Consider the following 19,620-nt stretch of genomic DNA (forward strand, 5'->3'; position numbering starts at 1 on the left):
AATGACCATCAGCACCCCCGAGGTTCCGGGACAGTTCACCTTCGTCCTGCACTCCCACCTGCCCTGGCTGGCAAATCACGGTCGCTGGCCGGTCGGTGAGGAATGGCTCTACCAGTCGTGGGCGTCGTCGTACATCCCACTGTTCGACGTCCTCGAGCGCCTCGCCGACGACGGTCTCACCGACCAGTTGACCCTCGGGATCACCCCGGTCCTGGCCGCGCAGCTCGACGACCCTCACTGTGCGTCGTCGATGTACGAATGGCTGGCCGACTGGCAGCTGCGGGCGACCGAGGCCGCGACGTCGAACGATGCCGACCGCGCCGACGCCGGTCGCCGTGAGTACCTCGAAGCCCAGCGAGCACTGGAGACCTTCGAGACGAAGTGGCGACACGGCGCCTCGCCGCTGATCCGTCGCGTCGCCTCGAGCGGGGTCGCCGAGATCCTCGGCGGACCGCTCGCGCATCCGTTCGCTCCGCTGCTCGATCCACGCCTGCGGACCTTCTTCCTTCGTGAGGGTCTCCACGACGCGCACGCGCGCTGGGGTTTCGACCCCGCAGGCATCTGGGCGCCCGAATGCGCCTTCGCGCCGGGCATGGAAGCCGAGTACGCCAGCGCCGGCGTCGGGCACTTCATGGTCGACGGCCCGACCCTCCACGGCGACACCGCACTCGGCCGCCCGGTCGGCGACAGCGGTGTCATCGCCTATGGACGCGACCTCACGGTGAGTTACCGCGTGTGGTCGCCGAAGTCGGGCTATCCCGGCCACGCCGCCTACCGCGACTTCCACACCTACGACCACGAATCGGGACTCAAGCGGTTCCGCGTCACGGGTCGCTCGGTGCCGGGCGACGAGAAGAAGCCCTACGACCCGGCACACGTCGACGCAGTGATCGACCGACACGTCGAGGATTTCGTCGGGCATGTCCGCGAGCGCCTCATCGTGGAGTCGACGCGCATCGGCCGCGACGCCCTGGTGGTCGCGGCCTTCGACACCGAGCTCTTCGGGCATTGGTGGCATGAGGGTCCGATCTGGCTCGAACGCGTCCTTCGTCGCCTGCCCGAGGTCGGGGTGAAGGTCGGAACCCTCGCCGGCGCAACGCGATCCGGACTCGTCGGCGAGCCGGTCGATCTCCCCGCGTCGTCGTGGGGGTCGGGTAAGGACTGGCGCGTGTGGAACGGTCCACAGGTGCAGCATCTCGTCACCCTCAACGAGGAGGTGACCGAGACCGCCCTCGACGCCGTGGCCAAACTCCTCGCCGGTGGCGGAGAGCGCAGCCGTGTCGCCGATCAGATCGTCCGGGAGACGCTGCTCACGGTGTCCTCCGACTGGCCTTTCATGGTGTCGAAGGACACTGCCGCGCAGTACGCTGTCTCCCGTGCGCACACGCACGCGCACGCCACGCGGGAGATCAGCGACGCCGCGCTCCGTGGTCGCGACGACGCGGCGGCGGCGCTCGCGCAGAACTGGGCGCGGGCCGACAATCTCTTCCCCGCACTCGACGCGCGCCGTCTGCACGCGATCCTGACCGCGGATGCCGAGGGGAGCATCGGATGAAAGTGTTGTTCGTGTCGTGGGAGTACCCACCCGTCGTCGTCGGCGGACTGGGTCGGCATGTGCATCACCTCGCCACCGAGATGGCCGCCGCCGGACACGATGTGGCGGTCCTGACCCGACGCCCGTCGGGCACCGATGCGGTCAGCCATCCGACGACCGACACCGTCGTCGACGGCGTGCGCGTGATCGCGGTCGCCGAGGACCCGCCGGAGTTCGAGTTCGGTCAGGACATGATGGCCTGGACTCTCGCCATGGGACACTCGTTCATCCGTGCCGGGCTCAGGATCCTGGCCGGCGAACGGGCTTTCGCCGATTCCACCGCACGATGGATCCCCGAGGTCGTGCACGCGCATGACTGGCTGGTCGCCCACCCGGCGATCGCGCTGGCCGAATTCTTCGACGTGCCACTGGTTTCCACCATCCACGCCACCGAAGCCGGTCGGCACAGCGGCTGGGTCAGCGGCCGCACCAATCGGCAGGTGCACTCGGTCGAATGGTGGCTCGTCGCCGAATCCGACGCTCTCATCACCTGTTCGGCATCCATGCGCGACGAGGTGAACCGACTCTTCGGTTACGACGCCGCCGACATCGCGGTGATCCACAACGGAATCGACATCCGCACATGGCCGTTCGCGGCCCGCACGCGGACCATCGGACCGGCGGAACTGTTGTTCGCCGGTCGCCTCGAGTACGAGAAGGGTGTGCAGGACCTGCTGGCCGCACTCCCCCGTATCCGTCGGAGCCACCCGGGTACCACTCTCACCATCGCTGGTGACGGCACCCAGCGAGAGTGGCTGATGGAGCAGGCCCGCAAGCATCGTGTGAGCAAGGCGGTGCGGTTCATCGGCGCCGTCGACCACGACCAGCTGGTGACCCTCATGCACCGCTGCGACGCGATCGTCTTGCCGAGCCGCTACGAGCCGTTCGGCATCGTCGCCCTCGAGGCGGCGGCCACCGGCATCCCGCTGATCGTCTCGACCGCCGGCGGCCTGGGCGAGGCCGTGCAGGAACCCGACACCGGCCTCACCTTCGAACCGGCCGACGTCGCCGGGCTCGCTGCCGCAGTACGCGCGACACTGTCGGACCCCGGCGCCGCAGCGCAGCGAGCCCTCCGGGCCCGTGCCCGACTGACCGCCGAGTTCTCCTGGGCCGAGGTGGCCGAACGCACCGCGTCGGTACACCTGGCCGCCAAGCGCCGGGTGCGCCATCCGGTCGGACGACCGGACATTCCGATGCGTCCGTTGCCCGAACGCGACCCGGCGAAGCCCGACCACCCCGTTCCCTGAGCGCCTACCGCCCTTCCGCCGCGGCCTTTTCCGCCGCCGCTTTCTTGCGTTCGATGTCGGCGAGGGCGCGTTCGAGTTCGGCGCGCTGCTCGGCGTTCTCGGCCCAGTCGTCCATGCGGTTCTTGACCACGCGAGCCGGCGCCCCGACCGCGACCGAGTAGTCCGGGATCATCCCCTTGACCACCGCGTGCGAGCCGAGGACACAGCCTCGGCCGACGATGGTGTTGCGCAGCACCGACACCTTGGCCGCGACCCACGTGTCCGGGCCGATGCGGACCGGGCCCTTCACGATGCCCTGATCCTTGATGGGCAGCGTGATGTCGTCCATCTTGTGGTCGAAGTCGCAGATATAGCACCAATCGGCGACGAGGGTGGATCCACCGATCTCGAGGTCGAGGTAGGCGTTCACCACGTTGTTGCAGCCGAAGACGGTCTTGTCGCCGATCTTCAGGCTGCCCTCGTGGCAGCGGATCGAGTTGCCGTCGCCGATGTGGACCCAGCGGCCGATCTCCATCCGGGCGAGCTCCGGGGTGCAGTGGATCTCCACGTTGCGGCCGAGGAACACCATGCCGCGCAGCACGACGTGCGGGTTGGCCAGACGGAACTTCGCGAGACGGTAGTAACGGACCAGGTACCACGGGGTGTACGCGCGGTTGCGTTTCACCCAGCGCAGCGAATCGAGAGTGAGGAATCGCGCCTGCTCGGGGTCGCGGCGACGGCCGGCGCGGCGTCGGGACCGGTAGGAGGCGTTCCACATGGTGGTCATGGGACAAACCCTAAACGACCCGAAAATCGCGCACGATAGGCTCACTGCTGGCACGACGCGTGCCGGTGAGGACCGACGATGAGGAGCGCCGATGGCCTTGGCACGACCGCAGGTGTCCCGACACCGCCGATCTGCGCTGACCCGCCTGTTCGTCGCCGTCACGGCCGTGAGCTCGCTGGTGCTCGCCGGCTGCTCCGACGGTCACATCGACGTACGCTCGATCCCGAGCGTCGGCTGGCCCAGCTACGGCGGCGTGCCCGGCAACGCGAACTTCGCCTACGCCGACGTCCCCGATGATCTGACCCTCAGCTGGACCCGACCCACCGGCGGTCCGGTCACGGCGCCGGTCACGATCTCCGGCAAGGGCAATGTGGGGGTCACGTCGAATGCCACCCAGGGTTGCAACGTCCTGGTGCTCGACGGCCGGTCGGGACGCAAGAACTTCTGCAAGGACATGCGTGCCGGGGTCGAGGTCAACGCGATGCTCGTCGACCAGTACGACCAGCCGTACCTCGGCGAGGAGGCCACCTTCCTCGCGTTCAACGCCGGTGGTGCGATCCGCTGGCGCGCCGGCGTGATCGGTGTCCCGCTGTCGGCGAAGTTCGCTGCGCCGAACGAGGTGCTGGTGACGACGACGCAGGGCCAGATCCTCTTGATCGACACCCAGCGCAACGAGCTCGTCGCCCCCGAGGTGAAGCTGCGCGACGACGCCGATCCGGAGGAGCCGCTCCTCGGCTTCGGCGACTGTGTGCGCAACGGACCGCAGTGCGCGATCCCGGCACCCGCGGCGGTCGACACCGACCGGGAACGCTTCTACCTCAACTTCTTCCCGCAGGGCGCGGCGTCGTCGCAGATCCGGGCGATGAAGTACAACAAGGTCGCCGGCAAGCGCGAGGTGCGAACCGCGTGGCAGACCGACGTCCCGAGCGGCGTCATCGGTACGCCGACCCTGTCCGCCGACGGTGCGACGCTCTACGCCTTCTCGCGCGACGGCAAGATCGTCGCCCTGAACACCGAGAACGGGTCGACCAAGTGGACCCAGGACATCGGCGGCCACGGCTTCGCGACGATGACCGTGTCGCCCGACGGCCTGATCATCCCCACCGGTTCGCTCGGTGCCCCGCTCACGCTGTACCGAGACGCGGGTGACCGCGCCGAAAAGGTGTGGCAGCGCACCGATCTCGCCACGGTGAGCCTGTCTGCGTTGACCCAGCAGAAGACCGCCTGGACGGTCGTCCGCGACGCCGGCAAGGACACGCTGTCGCTGGTGGAGGTCTCCACCGACGACGGGGCGACGAAACGCACCCTGCCACTGCCGAATTCGTCGGGTTTCGCGACCGGCGTCTCGGTCTCCTACTGGGGCCAGATCGCGACCGCGACCAACCTCGGCGAGGTGTACTTCTTCGACAGCAAGGCCAACCTGGGATAAAGCGCCGGAACCAGAATGCGGGCTGAGTGCCGGAAACCGGCACTCAGCCCGCATCGTGTTTGTGCGTGGTCGCTCAGAGCTCCTGGCTCGCTGCGTCGGGATTGAGGAAGAACAATCCCGCGATCCGGCCGTCGGCGTCGAACGCCACGCGGAAAACCATCTCCCCGGCCTCCTGCTCGAGCGGCACGTCTACCACCGTGTGGAGGCCGTGACCGCGCACGAAAGGCGTTCCGGTCCTCTCGAGTTCACCGTGGAGTGCCACCACCGACGCCCAAGCGTCGGCCAGTGCGGCGTCGGACAGGGCAGCCGTCATGGTCTCGTCGAAACGTGCTGTGACGGTCGCCCACTCGGCCTCGGTGATCTTCTCGATGACGTCAAGGGCCATGGCGTCGGCGTGGGCAATCGTGACTTTCTGCATGGGTGCTCCTGTTCTGGGATCGATGGGTTTGCCGAAGCGTTGGAACGCCGCCTGACGGGTGACGCCGACGACGTCGCCGATCTCCTGCCAGGTACACCCGAACTCGCGCGCCGAACGAGCCGTGGCACTGAGCAATTCCTCTGCGCGACGGCCCAATTGGAGTGCGTCATGGACTCTGGTCAGAGCCGCTTCGCGGGCACCCGGGTCACCCGGTTCGGAACCGGGTCCGGTCGCCACGCTGCGCGCGTATCGCTCGATCTCCCGTGCTGTTTCTTCCACCTCGGACACTTGTAAAGGATAGGTTTACAAGCACCCGGGTGTCAAGCTCCGGTTTACAAGCGATCGGGTCAGAACCTGATTCCCGGCTCGCAGATGAAGGCGGTTCCCTTGCGTCCAATCCGGGTGAGCACCACCGACAGTGGCCGGGCGCCCTTGGGTTTGAGCTTCTTGCGGAGCTGATCGGGATCGACGTCGAGGCCGCGGACGAGGATCTCGAGCGGCCCGCAACCGTGCGCGGCCAGGGCCTTGCGGAGAACCTTCTCCGTCACCCCCACCTGCTCGATCACGCGGAACCCACGTGCCCCCGCAGGCACCGAATCGCCGGTCAGGTAGGCGATCTGGGGATCGAGCTGCCACAGGCCGAAACGGTGGGCGTAGTGCTTGACGAGACCGGCACGCACGACGGCACCATCCGGGTCGACGATCCACTCCCCCGCCTCGCCTGCCGGCACGTCGTCGTCCTCGTGATCGGTGATCTCGAACTGCGACACCGTCCCGTCGGGCCGCGTACGCAGAACCGTTGCCCGGCGCCGGGTCTCGATCCCCGGCCCCGACCACAGGCACGCTTCCCGGACACCGCCGTCGAGCGAGGTCACCTGGACCTCGCCGTCGAATCCGAACCGATTGCGCAGCAACTGATGATCCAGTCCGGGAGCACATTTCACGATCAGTACGCGGCCCGCATAGGTGGCGAGCAGTTCCAGCAGCGGTGGGGTCAGTTGGTCGAGGCGGAAGATCCGGCCGGCGTCGGACCGTCGCGCGGGGTCGGCGAGGAGTACGTCCGCAGTCGAGGTCGGGGTGAGCGCGTCGGCGACGAGGAGCGTCGCGTCGGGTACGTTGTGGCGCGCCATCGCGAGCCGGACGCGGTCGAGGTCGCTGCCGATCACTCCGGTGATCCCGTTGACGCGCACCAGTTCTCGTAGCTCCGCACCGATCGAGCAGGTCATGTCGTGGACCACCGACGCCGGAAACCGGGCGGCGATCTCAGCGGCGCGGTGCGCGGCGACGACCGAGGCGGTCGCCTGCTGCACGCCGTCGTCGGTGAGCAACAACTCGGCCGGGTCCCGCAGTTTCGACGCGGCTCGTCGACGGTTCCGGACGGTCTCGATCAGCGCGGCATCATGCGGTGCATACCGGCTGCGGACCTCGGTGATGTCGGACAGCATCGACGCCGGGGTGAGGGCCAGAGCCGACACCGTCTCCAGGGCCTTCTCACCATGCCGCGACCGCAGGAAGGCGACGTCGTCGAGACTGAAGGAGTAGCTCATGATCCTTGCAGGCTACCGTCGTGGCCCGCGTCTCCCCGGGCCGCCCGCCGCGTCGCAGAGCCTACTGACGCAGCTCCACGAGGGATGTGACGATCGTGGTCCGATCGCCGGTCGCCAGCGACTCGTCGTCCGGGTCCTGATCGGCCAGCACCACGTGTCTGGCGTTGGCGACGTTCAGCAGATGCACCGTGCCCTCGACGTCGAGAGCGATCGGTTCACGCTTCGCGATGACCTCGTGGAGGAACTGCCTCACCTCCGGTACCGGATCACTGAAGAGCAGACGGATCTCGAACTCATCGGACGTCAGCAGGGTGGCCATAGCCCATGGTTGCACGCAGGAAGCGGCCCCGGTCCCGAAAACGACGATCGGGCCGCCGCAGAGGCGACGACCCGATCGGTAGAGAGAATGCGCGCTATAACCCTGCGCTTTCTACGAATCGCCGGGCTTGGTGCCGGTGACCACCACGTTGTAGAAGAACTTCTGCGGCACGACCTTGCGCAAGACGTTCTCGTCGAGCCAGGTCAGGCGCTTCCAGCCGCCGAACGCGAACCGCGCCCAGCCCCAGCCGAGCTTCTCCGGCGGCACCGCGGCCTCGAAGGTGCGGACCGGCCAGCCGAGCATGGCGGCGGCCAGTTCCTCGGTGGCGGTGGCGACCTTGGCGGCTCCGGCGGAACGGGCGATGCCGGCCAGCTCGTCGGGATCGAAGGTGTGGATGTCGACGACGGCCTCGAGAGCGGCGGCACGCGAGGACTCGTCGAGCTCCTCCTGCGGACGCCGCCAGCTCTGCAGCGGCCCGAACTTGGTCACGTTGGTGGTGACGGCCCACGTCGCGCGGCTCATCCAGCGCGCGTAGAAGTCGCCGATGGTCGACGGCTCGCCGGCGAAGATGAAACGACCGCCAGGCTTGAGCACGCGCAGCACCTCGCGCAGCGCCTGCTCGACGTCGGGGATGTGGTGCAGCACAGCGTGTCCGACGACGAGGTCGAAGGTGTTGTCGTCGTACGGGATCTTCTCCGCGTCGGCAACCCGGCCGTCGACGTCGAGTCCCAGGTTCTCGGCGTTGCGCAGTGCGACCTTCACCATGCCCGGCGACAGGTCGGTGACCGAACCCTTCTCGGCGACACCCGACTGCATGAGGTTCAGCAGGAAGAAGCCAGTGCCACAACCGAGTTCCATCGCGCGCCCGTACGGCAGCGGCTCGTCGATCTCGATGGCGTCGAAACGTCCACGCGCGTAATCGATGCAGCGTTCGTCGAAGCTGATCGACCACTTCTCGTCGTAGGTCTCGGCCTCCCAGTCGTGGTAGAGCACCTGGGCGAGCTTGGTGTCCTTCAGAGCGGCCTGCACCTGCTCCTCGGTGGCATGCGGATTCGGCGCCGGATCGATACCCGGAGTGGCGTCGGTGGTCATGATCGCTTCCTTGTCGCGTGGGTCGGTCAGTCGTGATGTTGGTGGGGCCGCGCCGTCAGCGACCGGTGAACTCCGCCTTGCCGGGACCGTTCTCCACGAACGACTTCATACCGATGGCACGGTCCTCGGTGGCGAACAGCGCCGCGAAGAGCTGCTCCTCGATCTTGAGTCCGGTGTGGAGGTCCACGCCCAGCCCCTGGTCGACGGCCTTCTTGGCGGCGGCGATCGCCACTGACGCGGCATTGGTGAACCGACCCGCCCAGGCCAGTGCGGCGTTGTAGACCTCGTCGGGGGCGACGACCTCGTCGACCAGTCCGATCGCGAGTGCCTCCTCGGCGCCGACGAACCGGCCGGTGAAGATGAGGTCCTTGGCCTTGGCCGGTCCGATGAGCCGCGCCAGACGCTGCGTACCGCCACCACCGGGGATGAGTCCGAGGAGAACCTCGGGCACGCCGAGTTTCGCGTTGTCACCGGCGATCCGGCGGTCGGCTCCCAGCGCGACTTCGAGGCCGCCGCCCAGCGCGTAGCCGGTGATGGCCGCGACCGTGGGCTTCGGGATCTCGGAGATGGCGCCGAGGTCGCGCTGCAGACGACCGGCGACCTTGCTCATCTCGGCGTAGCTGAGGTCGTTCATCTCCTTGATGTCGGCGCCGGCGGCGAGGACCTTGGGTCCGCCGTAGACGACGACGGCCTTGATGTCGTCGCGGAGGGTCGCCTCCTCGGCGGCCGCGGCCAGTTCGGCCTGCACCTGGCGGCTCAACGCGTTCATCGGCGGGCGGGCCAGCAGGATGGTGCCCACGCCGGGATGGTCGTCGGACGTTTCGAGGGTCACGAACTCAGGCATCCTCGAAGGCTACCGTCTGGTAAGTCGGCGTGGTGTCGCAGCCCGGTGTCATCGGCCTGCGACAACCCACGCGTCACATCCGCGCGCCCTACAGTTGGCGACATGGCCAAAGGCGCGGGTTCCGCAGGTGAGCCGATCGAGCTGACGGTGGGTGACCGCACCGTCCGCCTGTCCAGCCCTGATCGCGTGTACTTCACCGAACGCGGCGAGACCAAGCGCGACCTCGCCGAGTACTACCTGTCGGTGGGTGACGGCATCGTGCGGGCGCTGCGCGAACGTCCCTGCATGCTGCACCGTTTCCCCAAGGGCGTCAGCGGCAACAAGGTGCACCAGAAGCGGGTCCCGGCGGGCGCACCGGACTGGCTCGAGACCACCGAGATCTACTTCCCCCGCTACGGACGCACCGCCGACGAGCTGTGCGTGACCGAGCTGGCATCGGTGATCTGGGCGGTACAGATGTCGACGGTCGAGTTCCACCCCTGGAACTCACGCCGCGCCGACCCCGAATCCCCCGACGAGTGGCGCATCGACCTCGACCCCATGCCGGACTGCACCTTCTCACGCATCCAGCGGGTGGCCCACGTCGTCGAGGAGGTTCTCGACGAGCTGGGCATGCGTGGCTTCCCGAAGACCTCGGGTGGTCGCGGTCTGCACATCTACGTGCGCATCGCCCCCGAGTGGGGGTTCCCTCAGGTCCGGCGCGCCGCGCTCGCGTTCGCCCGCGAGGTCGAGCGCCGGGCACCCCAAGACGTCACGACAACGTGGTGGCGCAAGGATCGCGACCCGGCAGCCGTGTTCGTCGACTACAACCAGAACACCCGCGACCACACCATGGCGTCGGCCTACTCGGTGCGCGGCAACCAACGCGCGACGGTGTCCACGCCGATCCGCTGGAACGAGATCGACGACATCGAACCCGACGACTTCACCATCGCCACCGTGCCCGCGCGATTCGCCGAACTCGGCGACCTGCACGCCGAGATCGACGACGTCGCCCACCGGCTCGACACGCTGCTCGACTGGGCCGATCGCGAGGACATCGCCGAGGACGAGGACGACGCCGTCGATCTCGACGAGCCGTGAGGATCTACAGCGTGATCTCCGGCGGCGTCTGATCGCCGAGCGTGCGGAAGTACTCGTCGGAGCCGGGGAACCCGAGTCCGGCGAGCCCGGCGCCCGGGGTGGTGTTCGGCAGGATGCACTCGACGGACCGCTCGGCGGCCAGCAGCTCATCGACACTCGGGAAGCCGCTGACGTAGTGCAGCTGCGCCCAGGTCGGCGGCATCAGGAAGTGCTTGCCGTCGGCCCAGGCGTCGATCGCGACGCGGGCGTTGACCCAGCGCGCCACCTCGGCCTCGGTGGTCTCGGCGTCGGCCTGCTGGCCCTCGGGCATGGCAGCGAGGAAGAACCGGGTGTCGTAGCGACGCTTCTCGTTGACCGGGGTGATCCAGTGCGCGAGCGGACTCAGCAGATCGGCACGCAGGGTGAGGCCGCGCGCGGTGAGGAACTCGGCGAAGGACAGAGACTTCTCGACGAGCTGTTGCCGGTCGTCGGCGAGGGCGCCCGGGTCGGCGAAAGAACCGTCGGCGGTGGTCGCGAGCAGAACGCCGCATTCCTCGAAGGTCTCGCGGACGGCCGCGCACACGAGCGCCTGGGCGAGCTCGTCATCGGTGTTGAACTGCTCGGCCCACCACGCCGCTTGCGGCCCGGTCCAGGCCACGTGGGCGCCGGCGTCGCGCTTGTCGACGCCGCCACCCGGGAATACGGTCATGCCGCCGGCGAAAGCCATCTGCTTCACCCGACGCTGCAGGAACACCTCGATGCCGTCGGCGGAGTCACGGACCAGGACGACCGTCGCGGCGTCGCGGATCGGTGCGGACACGACCTCGGGTCCGTGATCGGTGGATGTCATCAGTTGCCTCCTGCTCGACGGTGACCGCCCGCGCGGCGACGGCGTCGAGCGAAGTACCGGCCGTCGACCTTGTCGAGGATGATCTGCTGCCGGAAGGCGGCCGTCAGGTTCTCACTGGTCAGCACCTCCTCGAGGAGGCCCTGCGCCACGACGCCACCCTCGGACAGGATCAGCGCGTGCGTGAACCCCTCCGGGATCTCCTCCACATGATGGGTGATCAGCACGATGGCGGGAGCGTCGGGGTCGGCGGCGAGGGTCGCGAGGCGGTCGACGAGTTCTTCGCGGCCGCCGAGGTCGAGACCGGCGGCCGGCTCGTCGAGCAGCAGGAGTTCGGGGTCGGTCATGAGGGCGCGGGAGATGATCACGCGCTTGCGCTCCCCCTCCGACAGGGTGCCGAAGGTGCGGTCGGCGAGATGCTCCGCGCCCATCGACTCCAGCGATTCGACGGCCTGGTCGCGGTCCATGTCGTCGTAGGCCTCGCGCCAGCGCCCCAGGACGGCGTAGCCGGCGGAGATGACGACGTCGCTGACGACCTCGTGGTCGGGCACGCGGTCGACGAGGGCGGGACTGGCGACGCCGATCCGCGTCGCGAGTTCGCGGATCTCGATCCGGCCGAGCTTCTCGTTCAGCACGAATGCGGTGCCCGACGTCGGGTGCAGTTCGGCACCCGCCAGTCGCAGAAGTGTCGTCTTACCGGCACCGTTGGGCCCGATGATGACCCAGCGTTCGTCCAGTTCGACCTGCCAGGACAGCGGGCCGACAAGCGTTTTGCCGCCACGGACGATCGCGACGTCGCGGAAGTCGATCAAGAGGTCGGGATCGGATTCGGTCACGACCCCTATCCTGCCTCACGCCCGTCCGTTCGACCGGTTCGGCTCAGCCGTGTCCGATACACGTCACGGGAATACACCGACCGGTTCGCCGGGTTGATGGACTACGTGACCGCTCAACACCTTCCTCTGTCCATCCTGGATCTCGCCACCGTCGGCCGCGACGAGACCGTCGCGGAAAGTCTCGCCGCCAGTGTCGATCTCGCGCAGAACGCGGAGAAGTGGGGATACAAGCGGATCTGGTACGCCGAACACCACAACATGTCGGCGATCGCGTCGTCGGCGCCTGCTGTGCTCATCGCGCACATCGCCGCCCACACCTCGACCATCCGCCTCGGTGCCGGCGGCGTCATGCTGCCCAACCACGCCCCGCTCACCATCGCCGAGCAGTTCGGCACCCTCGCCGAACTCCATCCCGGCCGCATCGACCTCGGACTCGGCCGCGCCCCGGGCAGCGACCAGCAGACCTTCCAGGCCCTGCGTCGCACCCACGCGTCAGCCGAACGGTTCCCGCACGACGTTCTCGAACTGCAGGCGTTCCTCGGCGACGAGTCCCGCATCGAAGGCGTCCGCGCCACGCCGGGCGCCGGGACCCACATACCGCTCTACATCCTGGGTTCGTCGCTCTTCGGCGCGCAGCTCGCCGCCGCCCTCGGACTCCCCTACGCCTTCGCGTCGCACTTCGCACCGCAGGCCCTGACGCAGGCAGTCGAGTTGTACCGCCGCGAGTTCCGGCCGTCGGAGGTGCTCGCCGAGCCGTACGTGATCGCCGGTGTCGGCGTGATCGCCGACGACGATCCCGACGTCGCACAGCAGCAGTTGCAGATCGCCCGCCGTCAGCGCGTCTCCCTGCTCTACGGACGCGGCCGCACATTCACCGACGAAGAAGCCGACGCGGTGCTGTCGATGCCCCAAGGCCGCCAGATCGACGAGATGCTCACCTACGCCGGTATCGGGACGCCCGATGAGGTGCGACAGTACCTGAGCTGGTTCGCCGGACATGCCGATGCCGACGAGCTGATCGTTGCGTCGCTGGCACCGAGTCGCGACGTCTGGATGAGCACTCTCGGGCATCTCGCCCCGGCGAATTCGCCGGTGGCCGTAGGCGGTTGATCCCGGAGCCGAGTCTCAGTCCTCGAGCCGGAAGTCCGCGAAGTCGAAGCCGGGCACGACGACACAGCTGACCAGTGCCGCCTCGTCGCCGACGGGGCGCGCACGCTGCCACATGCCGGGCGGCACCAGCGCCTGCGGCTGATTCCCGGCCTCGATGTCGGGCCCGACGATGATCGGGGTCGGATCGCCGGGGGCATCGCCGTCGCCGCCCAGATCGAGCTGCACCGGCGCCCCGCGATGGTGCAGCCAGAGCTCTGAGCCGCGCACGGTGTGCCACGCGGACTGTTGGCCGGGCGTCAGGACGAAGTAGATCGCGGTGCCGGCGGCCCGGTCACCGGTGTAGCCGGCCGGGAGCACCGCGTTCGGCAGCCCGATCCCGCTGCGCCAGGTCTCGCGAAACCAGCCACCCTCCGGGTGCGGTTGCAGGTCAAGGCTTTTCGCCCAGTCCGGTAGTTCGGTGGCGCTCATCTGCTCCCCTGTCTCGTGATCAGTTCCCGACGACTTCGGCGATGACGGTGACCGAACCGGGCGCGATCTCGGTGAACCCGGCATCACGGACCGCGACCGCGGTGCCGGACGCATCGGCCTCGAGCAGGTCACGCCATCGTTCGGGCGTGGCCTCACGCACCGCCAGCGGACAGTCGTCGAGCCGCCACCGGATCGCCTCGTCGGCGTCGAGAAGTTTGGCGGCGAGCATCGATGCGTGACCGACCTGCGCGGCGAGCTTGCCGACGGTCATGTCGAGCCCGGGATTCGTCCACAGCACCACGCCGTGATCCGGCCTCTCGGTGGGGAGTTCGCCGTCGACCTCGGTGCCGCCGATCTGCAGCTTCTTGACCCGCCGGTCGAGATCGCCGACGCGGCCGGGCACGAACGCGCGCGCCTCGGCGCCACCCTCGGTCGCGGTCACGCCCCACACCTCTTGCGCCGCAGCCCATTGCGCGCCACGGGCTCGACGAGCGATCTTACGAATGCGGGCCTGGCACCAGTCGTCCATCGCCGCCGCCCACGGACCGTCACCGGCTGCGCGGTCGTCGAGACACAGCAGCGCGACGGCCCGTGCCGCCGCGGTCAACAGGTCGGTGCGATCCGGCGGATCGGACTTCTCGACGCGCAGCACCATCGCCATCGCCAGGACGTCGGCCGGATCCTCAGGATCCTCACCGCCCCCGACGTATCCGACGAGGCGTCGATGGTTCGCCACGACCGCATCGGGGGTGACCGGCGGCCGCGTCACGGCGTCACGGGTGACGGGCAAGCCCGTCACGTCGGCGTTGTCTGTCGTGTCCGACACGTCAGCCGAGCGGAACCCGCCGGTACACGCCGTCGGCGGCGTCCGCGGCCTCGATCTCGTCGCGCGACACCCCGAGGATGAACAGCACGGCGTCGAGGAACGGGTGGTTGAGCGTGGCGTCGGCGACCTCCCGCAACGCGGGCTTCGCATTGAACGCGATGCCGAGTCCGGCGACGCTGAGCATGTCGATGTCGTTGGCACCGTCGCCGACGGCGATCGTCTGCTCCATCGGCACCCCGACCTGGTCGGCGAAGGAACGCAGCGCACGGGCCTTGCCGGTCCGGTCGACGACCTCGCCGATCACGCGTCCGGTCAGTTTGCCGTCGACGATCTCGAGAGTGTTGGCGCGCACGAAGTCGAGTTCGAGTTCGTGGGCCAGACCGTCGATGACCTGACGGAAACCACCCGACACCAGGCCGCAGTGGAACCCGAGCCGATGCAGCGTGCGGATCGTGGTGCGGGCGCCCGGCGTGAGCTGCAGCGACTTCGCGACGTCGTCGATGACCCCGGCGTCGAGCCCGGCGAGGGCCGCCACGCGCTGGTGCAGTGACTGTTCGAAGTCGAGCTCACCGCGCATGGCGGCTTCGGTGACCGCCGCGACCTCGGCTTCACGGCCGGCTTTCGCGGCGAGCATCTCGATGACCTCACCCTGGATCAGGGTGGAGTCGACGTCGAAGACGATGAGGCGCTTGGCGCGCCGGGCCAGACCACCGCGTTCGACTGCGATGTCGACCGAATGCTTGGCGGCGACTTCGGCGAGCCCCTTCCGCAGGGCGGCGTCGGCGGCGACCCCGCCGCGGCCGGCCACGCTGACCATCAGTTCGAGGCCGGTGAGCGGATAGTCGGCGATACCGCGGATCGAGTCGATGTTTCCGCCTTGACCGGCGAGTTTCGCGGCGACCGCGCTGAAGGCGGTGGCCGTGACCGGACTGCCCAGGATCACGACGGCATGAGACGAGGTCGAACGGCTACCCGAATCGACACCGATCTCCACCCGCACGTCGAAGCCGATGGAGGCCATCGCCTGCTCGACGATCTCCTGCAGCGTCTCGGGATCTCCGTTCGCGGAGACGAGCACGCCGAGCGTCAGCTGACCGCGGATGACCACCTGCTCGACGTCGAGCAGTGCAACGGCCTGACCGGCCAGGGCACCCATGAGAACAGAGGTGACACCTGGCCGGTCGGGACCGGTGACAGTGAAGAGAACGGTCGTACCGGTAGTGCCTGTTGAGTCGTTGCCCACCGGTCAGCGCGGATCGGGATCAGGCGATCCCTCGTGCGATCCCACGGTGAACGGCTCGCGACGAGCCTCTTCCATCTGGCGATCCTTGCCCGCGTCGTGACCCGGGCCGACATGAGCCTCGGCACGCATCCGCTCGATCATGTGCGGGTAGTGCAGCTCGAAGGCCGGACGCTCCGAACGGATGCGGGGCAGCTCGGTGAAGTTGTGGCGCGGCGGCGGCGACGAGGTCGCCCACTCCAGGGAGTTGCCGAAGCCCCACGGATCGTCGACGGTCACGACCTCGCCGTAGCGGTAGCTGCGGAAGACGTTCCACAAGAACGGCAGGGTCGACAGGCCGAGGATGAACGCACCAATGGTCGAGATGGTGTTCAGCGTGGTGAAGCCGTCCGACGGCAGGTAGTCGGCGTAGCGACGCGGCATGCCCTCGTTGCCCAGCCAGTGCTGCACCAGGAACGTCATGTGGAAGCCGATGAACGTCAGCCAGAAGTGGATCTTGCCGAGGCGCTCGTCGAGCATGCGTCCGGTCATCTTCGGGAACCAGAAGTAGATGCCGGCGTAGGTGGCGAACACGATGGTGCCGAAGAGCACGTAGTGGAAGTGCGCGACCACGAAGTAGCTGTCGGACAGGTGGAAGTCCAGCGGCGGGCTCGCGAGCAGGACGCCGGTCAGACCACCGAAGAGGAAGGTCACGATGAAGCCGACGGAGAACAGCATCGGCGTCTCGAACGTGATGTGACCTCGCCACATCGTTCCGATCCAGTTGAAGAACTTCACGCCGGTCGGAACCGCGATCAGGAACGTCATGAAGGAGAAGAACGGCAGCAGCACGGCGCCGGTGACGTACATGTGGTGCGCCCACACCGCGGCCGACAGGGCGGCGATGGCCAGGGTCGCGTAGATCAGGCCCGAGTATCCGAAGATCGGCTTACGCGAGAAGACCGGGAAGACCTCCGAGACGATGCCGAAGAACGGCAGCGCGATGACGTACACCTCGGGGTGTCCGAAGAACCAGAACAGGTGCTGCCACAGGATGACACCGCCGTTGGCCGGGTCGTAGATGTGGGCGCCGAACTGGCGGTCGACCTCGAGGCCCATCAGGGCAGCGGTCAGCAGCGGGAAGATCAGCAGGATGAGCACGCTGGTCACCAGGATGTTCCAGGTGAAGATCGGCATGCGGAACATCGTCATACCGGGTGCACGGAGGCAGACCACGGTGGTGACCATGTTGACCGCGCCGAGGATGGTGCCCAGACCGGACACACCCAGACCCATGATCCACAGGTCGGCACCGAGGCCGGGGCTGTGTACGGCGTCGGTCAGCGGCGTGTACGCCGTCCAACCGAAGTCGGCGGCACCGCCCGGGGTGATGAAGCCGGCGATGGCGATGGTCGAACCGAAGACGAACAGCCAGAAGCCGAGTGCGTTCAGTCGCGGGAAGGCGACGTCGGGCGAACCGATCTGCAGCGGCAACACGAAGTTGGCGAAGCCGATGACGATCGGGGTCGCGTACATCAGCAGCATCACGGTGCCGTGCATCGTGAAGAGCTGGTTGAACTGCTCTGTCGACAGGAACTGCATGCCCGGAGCCGCGAGCTCACCACGCATCAGCAGGGCCATCAGGCCGCCGATGAGGAAGAACGCGAAACATGCAGTGATGTACATCATGCCGATCAGCTTGTGATCGGTCGTCGTCAACAGCTTGTAGATGAACGAACCCTTGGGCTGATAGCGCTCCGGGAATGGTCGCACTGGAGCCACTTGCGTGGTGGGTTGGTCTACCGCGGTCACAGATCCTCCTCTTGCGCGAGCTCGACGTCGAACCCCTTCGAACGTCGGTCGGCACATGAACACAAACCGAGCGCTGAGTACTGATCCTAAACCCTTCCCGACGCCCGGGCCGAACGGGTCCTACGATCTGTCGTATTCGACGCCCGACGCACCACATCGGCCGTGCTCAAACCCCTTTCCTCCTTCGACGCGCCGGGTGGTCTGGCGACCCCGCTCGGTGTCTGCGGCCGACGGTCTGGCGGCCCCGTGGAAGCCTACGCTCGACGCCCCGGCGCCGGTGCTAGGTTGGGCGGGTGCAGAGCAGGGGTAACGGGGTCACGGATGTACGTGTTCGTCGTATGCGGGGACGCCGGCCGGTCTGGGCAGCGGTCCTCGGCGTGGTCGTCGTCGCGGCGTCGGCAGCGTGTTCCGGCGACGAGCCGCTGACCACTCCCGACGGCTCCACCATCTCGACCACTGTCACCCGCGTCGCGGAGGTCAACATCGTCTCCGCCGACCGTGACTTCTCGAAGACCTGCCTCGCGCCCACCCCGGCCGACGACGCCGCCACCGATCCCACCCGCATCGTCGTGACCGATCCGGCGCTCCTGGACGCCCTGTGTGCACTCGGCATCGGCGACAAGGTGACGGCCGTGACCGCTGCCCCTGGTTCGGTGCCCGCCTATCTCGGACCCCGACTGTCGTCGGTGCCGGCGATCGGGACCGCGCCCGACGCCGCAGCTGTGTCGCAGGCCGACGCCGACCTCGTCCTCCTCACTCCCGAGACCGCCGCGTCGTCGAAGCCCTTCGGCTCGGTGCGTTCGGCCACGATCCCCGCCGGCGACTGGCAGGAGCAGTTCCAGGCCGTCGCCGACGCCGTCGGCCGCAGCGAAGCCGGGCGGCAGCGTCTGGCCGAGTTCACGACCGAAGCCGCCAAGACCGGCAGGCGCATGGACGCCTCACATACGCAGGTGTCGCTGGTCCGGTTCGGCGAGGACTCGGAGACCATCGCCGGCATGGACACCTTCGCCGGCCAGGTCCTCGGTGAGATCGGCGTCCAGCGGCCCGGTCCGCAACGGGTCCCCGATTCCTTCCCCGTCACCTCCGAGAACTTCCGTGAGGCCGAAGGCGACCTCATCTATGTGAGCTTTGAAGGTGAGAAGGGCCAGGAGCACGGCGAAGAGGTCCTGCTCAGCGACGAGTGGCTGGGTCTGGGTGCCTCGATGTGGAAGCGCGTGCTCGCCGTCGACGACGCCGTCTGGTACGACTCCTCCGGCCTCGCTGCCGCCTGGCTGGTCCTCAACGACGTCAAGGGTTCGCTCGACGGCAACTCCTGAGCGGCCCCCGCGTCCACCGTTTGGATCAGGCCAGGTCAAACCCTCGCCCTGGACTCTCTGACGCATCACTGTTTGCGCATGACTGTCACCGATCAGTACCTGGCCAACAACGCGGAGTACGCCAAGACCTTCAACGGTCCCCTGCCGCTGCCGCCGAGCAAGCACATCGCCATCGTCGCGTGCATGGACGCCCGCCTCGACGTCTACCGTGTCCTCGGCATCAACGAGGGCGAGGCCCACGTGATCCGCAACGCCGGCGGCGTCGTCACCGCCGACGAGATCCGCTCCCTCGCCATCAGCCAGCGGCTGCTCGGCACCACCGAGATCGTCCTGATCCACCACACCGACTGCGGCATGCTCACCTTCACCGACGACGACTTCAAGCGCGACATGCAGACCGAGATCGGGCAGAAGCCGGAGTGGGCCGCCGAGGCGTTCAGCGACGTCGACGACGACGTGCGGCAGTCGCTCAACCGCATCAAGAACAGTCCGTTCATCACCAAGACCAGCTCGCTGCGCGGGTTCGTGTTCGACGTCGCGACCGGCCTCCTCCGCGAGGTCTCCTGACTCCGGACAGAACCGACCGGGTACGCGCGTTGCGGCGTACCCGGTCGGTTTCGTCTCGTCGGTCGCTTCTCGTCAGTCCGCGGTGTGGTCCGAGCGCTTCACCGCGTCGGGAGCGTTCTCCCGGGTCGCCATGCCGCCCTCACGTCCGTGGTCCTTGGGGCCGGGCGGGTCCTTGCGAACCTCGGCAGTGCCCTCGTCGTGTTCGGCCTGCTGGTCCTTCGACTGTCCCATCGGTGCCTCCTCGCACTCTCGTGCCGCGTTGAGCATGCGGAATCGATCTTCTCCCTTACCCTCGTCGGAC

20 protein-coding genes are annotated in these 19,620 nt (G+C 68.0%); 7 read left to right on the plus strand and 13 right to left on the minus strand.

Annotated features, from left to right (window positions below; genetic code table 11):
• Nucleotide 1: 1 nt before the first annotated feature.
• The gene (locus GKZ92_RS15895; RefSeq protein WP_155225412.1) at nt 2-1,555 is read left to right on the plus strand and encodes a 1,4-alpha-glucan branching protein domain-containing protein; all 1,554 of its coding nucleotides are present in this window, start codon (nt 2-4) and stop codon (nt 1,553-1,555) included.
• Nucleotides 1,552-2,841 (plus strand): glycosyltransferase family 4 protein, encoded by a 1,290-nt coding sequence (locus tag GKZ92_RS15900; protein WP_155225413.1) that lies wholly within the window; start codon nt 1,552-1,554, stop codon nt 2,839-2,841. The genes GKZ92_RS15895 and GKZ92_RS15900 overlap by 4 nt, the downstream gene beginning before the upstream one ends.
• Before the next feature lie 4 nt (nt 2,842-2,845).
• Here GKZ92_RS15900 and GKZ92_RS15905 read toward each other — a convergent pair whose 3' ends face one another.
• Entirely contained in the window at nt 2,846-3,607 is a 762-nt protein-coding gene (locus GKZ92_RS15905; protein ID WP_006359415.1) for an acyltransferase, read from the minus strand.
• Between the two features lie 91 nt (nt 3,608-3,698).
• On the opposite strand from GKZ92_RS15905, the gene GKZ92_RS15910 reads away from it, so the two are divergent.
• The gene (locus GKZ92_RS15910; RefSeq protein WP_006359416.1) at nt 3,699-5,036 is read left to right on the plus strand and encodes an outer membrane protein assembly factor BamB family protein; all 1,338 of its coding nucleotides are present in this window, start codon (nt 3,699-3,701) and stop codon (nt 5,034-5,036) included.
• Between the two features lie 73 nt (nt 5,037-5,109).
• Here GKZ92_RS15910 and GKZ92_RS15915 read toward each other — a convergent pair whose 3' ends face one another.
• The 5 genes from GKZ92_RS15915 to GKZ92_RS15935 form a co-directional block, all read right to left on the minus strand.
• The gene (locus GKZ92_RS15915) at nt 5,110-5,742 is read right to left on the minus strand and encodes a DUF3887 domain-containing protein (RefSeq protein ID WP_075863827.1); all 633 of its coding nucleotides are present in this window, start codon (nt 5,740-5,742) and stop codon (nt 5,110-5,112) included.
• Between the two features lie 59 nt (nt 5,743-5,801).
• Nucleotides 5,802-7,001, minus strand: a complete 1,200-nt coding sequence (locus tag GKZ92_RS15920) for a class I SAM-dependent methyltransferase (protein ID WP_155225414.1) — start codon at nt 6,999-7,001, stop codon at nt 5,802-5,804.
• 61 nt (nt 7,002-7,062) lie between these two features.
• A complete protein-coding gene (locus GKZ92_RS15925) occupies nt 7,063-7,320 on the minus strand; it encodes a hypothetical protein (RefSeq protein ID WP_006359419.1) in 258 nt (85 codons plus the stop codon).
• 111 nt (nt 7,321-7,431) lie between these two features.
• Entirely contained in the window at nt 7,432-8,412 is a 981-nt protein-coding gene (locus GKZ92_RS15930) for a class I SAM-dependent methyltransferase (RefSeq protein ID WP_035751226.1), read from the minus strand.
• A 55-nt stretch (nt 8,413-8,467) separates the two neighbouring features.
• Nucleotides 8,468-9,256: an enoyl-CoA hydratase-related protein gene (locus tag GKZ92_RS15935; protein WP_040004216.1), complete on the minus strand. Its 789-nt coding sequence runs from the start codon at nt 9,254-9,256 to the stop codon at nt 8,468-8,470.
• Nucleotides 9,257-9,358: 102 nt separating this feature from the next.
• On the opposite strand from GKZ92_RS15935, the gene ligD reads away from it, so the two are divergent.
• Nucleotides 9,359-10,339 (plus strand): non-homologous end-joining DNA ligase, encoded by a 981-nt coding sequence (ligD, locus tag GKZ92_RS15940; protein ID WP_035751222.1) that lies wholly within the window; start codon nt 9,359-9,361, stop codon nt 10,337-10,339.
• A 4-nt stretch (nt 10,340-10,343) separates the two neighbouring features.
• Here ligD and GKZ92_RS15945 read toward each other — a convergent pair whose 3' ends face one another.
• A complete protein-coding gene (locus GKZ92_RS15945; protein WP_035751220.1) occupies nt 10,344-11,168 on the minus strand; it encodes an NUDIX hydrolase in 825 nt (274 codons plus the stop codon).
• Nucleotides 11,168-12,001, minus strand: coding sequence for an ABC transporter ATP-binding protein (locus GKZ92_RS15950; protein ID WP_006359424.1), 834 nt, complete (start codon nt 11,999-12,001; stop codon nt 11,168-11,170). Before GKZ92_RS15950 ends, GKZ92_RS15945 begins: the two co-directional genes overlap by 1 nt.
• A 96-nt stretch (nt 12,002-12,097) precedes the next feature.
• On the opposite strand from GKZ92_RS15950, the gene GKZ92_RS15955 reads away from it, so the two are divergent.
• Nucleotides 12,098-13,111, plus strand: coding sequence for an LLM class flavin-dependent oxidoreductase (locus GKZ92_RS15955; protein WP_006359425.1), 1,014 nt, complete (start codon nt 12,098-12,100; stop codon nt 13,109-13,111).
• Nucleotides 13,112-13,126: 15 nt separating this feature from the next.
• Here GKZ92_RS15955 and GKZ92_RS15960 read toward each other — a convergent pair whose 3' ends face one another.
• The 4 genes from GKZ92_RS15960 to ctaD are packed head-to-tail and all read right to left on the minus strand — an operon-like array spanning nt 13,127 to nt 17,436.
• The gene (locus GKZ92_RS15960; protein ID WP_006359426.1) at nt 13,127-13,579 is read right to left on the minus strand and encodes a cupin domain-containing protein; all 453 of its coding nucleotides are present in this window, start codon (nt 13,577-13,579) and stop codon (nt 13,127-13,129) included.
• Nucleotides 13,580-13,598: 19 nt separating this feature from the next.
• A complete protein-coding gene (locus GKZ92_RS15965; RefSeq protein WP_006359427.1) occupies nt 13,599-14,405 on the minus strand; it encodes an aminoacyl-tRNA hydrolase in 807 nt (268 codons plus the stop codon).
• 1 nt (nt 14,406) lies between these two features.
• The gene (serB, locus tag GKZ92_RS15970; protein WP_075863831.1) at nt 14,407-15,648 is read right to left on the minus strand and encodes a phosphoserine phosphatase SerB; all 1,242 of its coding nucleotides are present in this window, start codon (nt 15,646-15,648) and stop codon (nt 14,407-14,409) included.
• 3 nt (nt 15,649-15,651) lie between these two features.
• On the minus strand, nt 15,652-17,436 hold the full coding sequence (gene ctaD / locus GKZ92_RS15975; protein WP_006359429.1) for an aa3-type cytochrome oxidase subunit I: 1,785 nt from the start codon (nt 17,434-17,436) through the stop codon (nt 15,652-15,654).
• A gap of 338 nt (nt 17,437-17,774) precedes the next feature.
• On the opposite strand from ctaD, the gene GKZ92_RS15980 reads away from it, so the two are divergent.
• Both GKZ92_RS15980 and GKZ92_RS15985 read left to right on the plus strand, forming a co-directional pair.
• Nucleotides 17,775-18,752: an ABC transporter substrate-binding protein gene (locus GKZ92_RS15980; RefSeq protein ID WP_006359430.1), complete on the plus strand. Its 978-nt coding sequence runs from the start codon at nt 17,775-17,777 to the stop codon at nt 18,750-18,752.
• Between the two features lie 78 nt (nt 18,753-18,830).
• The gene (locus GKZ92_RS15985) at nt 18,831-19,319 is read left to right on the plus strand and encodes a beta-class carbonic anhydrase (RefSeq protein ID WP_155225415.1); all 489 of its coding nucleotides are present in this window, start codon (nt 18,831-18,833) and stop codon (nt 19,317-19,319) included.
• Between the two features lie 72 nt (nt 19,320-19,391).
• Here the strand turns inward: GKZ92_RS15985 and GKZ92_RS23575 are convergent, their stop codons facing one another.
• The gene (locus GKZ92_RS23575) at nt 19,392-19,550 is read right to left on the minus strand and encodes a hypothetical protein (RefSeq protein ID WP_006359432.1); all 159 of its coding nucleotides are present in this window, start codon (nt 19,548-19,550) and stop codon (nt 19,392-19,394) included.
• Between the last annotated feature and the right edge of the window lie 70 nt (nt 19,551-19,620).

The sequence above is a fragment of the Gordonia sp. 135 genome (genome assembly GCF_009720185.1).
In the GTDB taxonomy this organism is placed as follows: Bacteria; Actinomycetota; Actinomycetes; order Mycobacteriales; family Mycobacteriaceae; genus Gordonia; species Gordonia alkanivorans.